This is a genomic window from Streptomyces shenzhenensis, from assembly GCF_003688995.1.
GTDB lineage: Bacteria > Actinomycetota > Actinomycetes > Streptomycetales > Streptomycetaceae > Streptomyces > Streptomyces shenzhenensis_A.
Map to the genome: position 1 here is coordinate 1 of NZ_PENI01000074.1, position 5,041 is coordinate 5,041.

Genomic DNA, 5,041 nt, shown 5'->3' on the forward strand with positions numbered 1-5,041 from the left:
CGTGGTTCCTTTGAAGAATACACAGCGAGGACGCTGTGGACCATCGGGTTATTCCTCCGGTGGTTCCGCTCTCGTGATGTGTCGCCCCCGATTACGGGGAAAGCATTCACGGAGAGTTTGATCCTGGCTCAGGACGAACGCTGGCGGCGTGCTTAACACATGCAAGTCGAACGATGAACCACTTCGGTGGGGATTAGTGGCGAACGGGTGAGTAACACGTGGGCAATCTGCCCTTCACTCTGGGACAAGCCCTGGAAACGGGGTCTAATACCGGATATGAGCCTGGGAGGCATCTCCTGGGTTGTAAAGCTCCGGCGGTGAAGGATGAGCCCGCGGCCTATCAGCTTGTTGGTGAGGTAATGGCTCACCAAGGCGACGACGGGTAGCCGGCCTGAGAGGGCGACCGGCCACACTGGGACTGAGACACGGCCCAGACTCCTACGGGAGGCAGCAGTGGGGAATATTGCACAATGGGCGAAAGCCTGATGCAGCGACGCCGCGTGAGGGATGACGGCCTTCGGGTTGTAAACCTCTTTCAGCAGGGAAGAAGCGAAAGTGACGGTACCTGCAGAAGAAGCGCCGGCTAACTACGTGCCAGCAGCCGCGGTAATACGTAGGGCGCAAGCGTTGTCCGGAATTATTGGGCGTAAAGAGCTCGTAGGCGGCTTGTCACGTCGATTGTGAAAGCCCGAGGCTTAACTTCGGGTCTGCAGTCGATACGGGCTAGCTAGAGTGTGGTAGGGGAGATCGGAATTCCTGGTGTAGCGGTGAAATGCGCAGATATCAGGAGGAACACCGGTGGCGAAGGCGGATCTCTGGGCCATTACTGACGCTGAGGAGCGAAAGCGTGGGGAGCGAACAGGATTAGATACCCTGGTAGTCCACGCCGTAAACGGTGGGAACTAGGTGTTGGCGACATTCCACGTCGTCGGTGCCGCAGCTAACGCATTAAGTTCCCCGCCTGGGGAGTACGGCCGCAAGGCTAAAACTCAAAGGAATTGACGGGGGCCCGCACAAGCGGCGGAGCATGTGGCTTAATTCGACGCAACGCGAAGAACCTTACCAAGGCTTGACATACACCGGAAAGCATTAGAGATAGTGCCCCCCTTGTGGTCGGTGTACAGGTGGTGCATGGCTGTCGTCAGCTCGTGTCGTGAGATGTTGGGTTAAGTCCCGCAACGAGCGCAACCCTTGTCCCGTGTTGCCAGCAGGCCCTTGTGGTGCTGGGGACTCACGGGAGACCGCCGGGGTCAACTCGGAGGAAGGTGGGGACGACGTCAAGTCATCATGCCCCTTATGTCTTGGGCTGCACACGTGCTACAATGGCCGGTACAATGAGCTGCGATGCCGTGAGGTGGAGCGAATCTCAAAAAGCCGGTCTCAGTTCGGATTGGGGTCTGCAACTCGACCCCATGAAGTCGGAGTCGCTAGTAATCGCAGATCAGCATTGCTGCGGTGAATACGTTCCCGGGCCTTGTACACACCGCCCGTCACGTCACGAAAGTCGGTAACACCCGAAGCCGGTGGCCCAACCCTTGTGGAGGGAGCTGTCGAAGGTGGGACTGGCGATTGGGACGAAGTCGTAACAAGGTAGCCGTACCGGAAGGTGCGGCTGGATCACCTCCTTTCTAAGGAGCATTTCTTACCGGCTCCGGTCGGTCAGAGGCCAGTACATCGGCGAGTGTCTGATGCTGGTTGCTCATGGGTGGAACGTTGACTATTCGGCACAGATGGTCCGGTTGGGATCGCTAGTACTGCTTCGGCGTGGAACGTGATGGTCATCGGCTGACTGTGTCGGGCACGCTGTTGGGTGTCTGAGGGAATGATCCCTCGGTTGCCGGGGTCCGAGTGGTTGGCGGGCGACTGGTCGTTGTTTGAGAACTGCACAGTGGACGCGAGCATCTGTGGCCAAGTTTTTAAGGGCGCACGGTGGATGCCTTGGCACCAGGAACCGATGAAGGACGTGGGAGGCCACGATAGTCCCCGGGGAGTCGTCAACCAGGCTTTGATCCGGGGGTTTCCGAATGGGGAAACCCGGCAGTCGTCATGGGCTGTCACCTACTGCTGAACACATAGGCAGTGTGGAGGGAACGCGGGGAAGTGAAACATCTCAGTACCCGCAGGAAGAGAAAACAACCGTGATTCCGGGAGTAGTGGCGAGCGAAACCGGATGAGGCCAAACCGTATGCGTGTGAGACCCGGCAGGGGTTGCGTATACGGGGTTGTGGGGTCTCTTTTCTGTTGTCTGCCGGCCAGGAGGCGAGTCAGAAACCGTTGATGTAGACGAAGGACATGCGAAAGGTCCGGCGTAGAGGGTAAGACCCCCGTAGTCGAAACGTCAGCGGCTCGTTTGAGAGATACCCAAGTAGCACGGGGCCCGAGAAATCCCGTGTGAATCTGGCGGGACCACCCGCTAAGCCTAAATATTCCCTGGTGACCGATAGCGGATAGTACCGTGAGGGAATGGTGAAAAGTACCCCGGGAGGGGAGTGAAATAGTACCTGAAACCGTGTGCCTACAAGCCGTGGGAGCGTCGGAGTTTTGGGTCTCTCGTGACTGCGTGCCTTTTGAAGAATGAGCCTGCGAGTTTGCGGTGTGTTGCGAGGTTAACCCGGGTGGGGTAGCCGTAGCGAAAGCGAGTCCGAAGAGGGCGTTGGAGTAGCACGCTCAAGACCCGAAGCGGAGTGATCTAGCCATGGGCAGGTTGAAGCGGAGGTAAGACTTCGTGGAGGACCGAACCCACCAGGGTTGAAAACCTGGGGGATGACCTGTGGTTAGGGGTGAAAGGCCAATCAAACTCCGTGATAGCTGGTTCTCCCCGAAATGCATTTAGGTGCAGCGTCGTGTGTTTCTTGCCGGAGGTAGAGCACTGGATAGGCGATGGGCCCTACCGGGTTACTGACCTTAGCCAAACTCCGAATGCCGGTAAGTGAGAGCGCGGCAGTGAGACTGTGGGGGATAAGCTCCATGGTCGAGAGGGAAACAGCCCAGAGCATCGACTAAGGCCCCTAAGCGTACGCTAAGTGGGAAAGGATGTGGAGTCGCAGAGACAACCAGGAGGTTGGCTTAGAAGCAGCCACCCTTGAAAGAGTGCGTAATAGCTCACTGGTCTAGTGATTCCGCGCCGACAATATAGCGGGGCTCAAGCGTACCGCCGAAGTCGTGTCATTGGCATATATAGCTAACGGGTGTGTTGATGGGTAGGGGAGCGTCGTCTGCCGGGTGAAGCAGCACCGGAAGGTAGTTGTGGACGGTTGACGAGTGAGAATGCAGGCATGAGTAGCGATTCACACGTGAGAAACGTGTGCGCCGATTGACTAAGGGTTCCTGGGTCAAGCTGATCTGCCCAGGGTAAGTCGGGACCTAAGGCGAGGCCGACAGGCGTAGTCGATGGATAACCGGTTGATATTCCGGTACCCGCTGTGGAGCGTCAAACATTGAATCCAGTGATGCTAAGCCCGTGAAGCCGCCCTGATCTCTTCGGAGTTGAGGGGAGTGGTGGAGCCGGTGGTCCGAGCTGGTAGTAGGTGAGTGATGGGGTGACGCAGGAAGGTAGTCCATCCCGGGCGGTGGTTGTCCCGGGGTAAGGGTGTAGGACGGTGTGTAGGTAAATCCGCGCACTTTGTGTCTGAGACCTGATGCCGAGCCGATTGTGGTGAAGTGGATGATCCTATGCTGTCGAGAAAAGCCTCTAGCGAGTTTCATGGCGGCCCGTACCCTAAACCGACTCAGGTGGTCTGGTAGAGAATACCGAGGCGTTCGGGTGAACTATGGTTAAGGAACTCGGCAAAATGCCCCCGTAACTTCGGGAGAAGGGGGGCCATTCCTGGTGATGAAATTTTCTTTCTGAGCTGGGGGTGGCCGCAGAGACCAGCGAGAAGCGACTGTTTACTAAAAACACAGGTCCGTGCGAAGCCGTAAGGCGATGTATACGGACTGACGCCTGCCCGGTGCTGGAACGTTAAGGGGACCGGTTAGCTCACTTTCGGGTGGGCGAGGCTGAGAACTTAAGCGCCAGTAAACGGCGGTGGTAACTATAACCATCCTAAGGTAGCGAAATTCCTTGTCGGGTAAGTTCCGACCTGCACGAATGGCGTAACGACTTCTCGACTGTCTCAACCATAGGCCCGGTGAAATTGCACTACGAGTAAAGATGCTCGTTTCGCGCAGCAGGACGGAAAGACCCCGGGACCTTTACTACAGTTTGATATTGGTGTTCGGTTCGGCTTGTGTAGGATAGCTGGGAGACTTTGATATGCGGACGCCAGTTCGTGTGGAGTCGTCGTTGAAATACCAGTCTGGTCGTGCTGGATGTCTAACCTGGGTCCGTGATCCGGATCAGGGACAGTGTCTGATGGGTAGTTTAACTGGGGCGGTTGCCTCCTAAAGGGTAACGGAGGCGCCCAAAGGTTCCCTCAGCCTGGTTGGTAATCAGGTGTTGAGTGTAAGTGCACAAGGGAGCTTGACTGTGAGACCGACGGGTCGAGCAGGGACGAAAGTCGGGACTAGTGATCCGGCGGTGGCTTGTGGAAGCGCCGTCGCTCAACGGATAAAAGGTACCCCGGGGATAACAGGCTGATCTTCCCCAAGAGTCCATATCGACGGGATGGTTTGGCACCTCGATGTCGGCTCGTCGCATCCTGGGGCTGGAGTCGGTCCCAAGGGTTGGGCTGTTCGCCCATTAAAGCGGTACGCGAGCTGGGTTTAGAACGTCGTGAGACAGTTCGGTCCCTATCCGCTGTGCGCGTAGGAGTCTTGAGAAGGGCTGTCCCTAGTACGAGAGGACCGGGACGGACGAACCTCTGGTGTGCCAGTTGTTCTGCCAAGGGCATGGCTGGTTGGCTACGTTCGGGAGGGATAACCGCTGAAAGCATCTAAGCGGGAAGCCTGCTTCGAGATGAGGACTCCCACCCACTTGATGGGGTAAGGCTCCCAGTAGACGACTGGGTTGATAGGCCGGATCTGGAAGCACGGTAACGTGTGGAGGTGACCGGTACTAATAGGCCGAGGGCTTGTCCTCAGTTGCTCGCGTCCACTGTGT

The 5,041-nt window shown here is 57.2% G+C and carries 2 rRNA genes; both read left to right on the forward strand.

The annotated features are described in order from the left end of the window. Nucleotides 1-105: 105 nt before the first annotated feature. Nucleotides 106-1,628 (forward strand): 16S ribosomal RNA (locus CTZ28_RS46130). A gap of 278 nt (nucleotides 1,629-1,906) precedes the next feature. Further along, nucleotides 1,907-5,020: ribosomal RNA gene (locus tag CTZ28_RS46135) — 23S ribosomal RNA — on the forward strand. The 16S and 23S rRNA genes sit together here, the layout of an rRNA operon. Nucleotides 5,021-5,041: the final 21 nt, after the last annotated feature.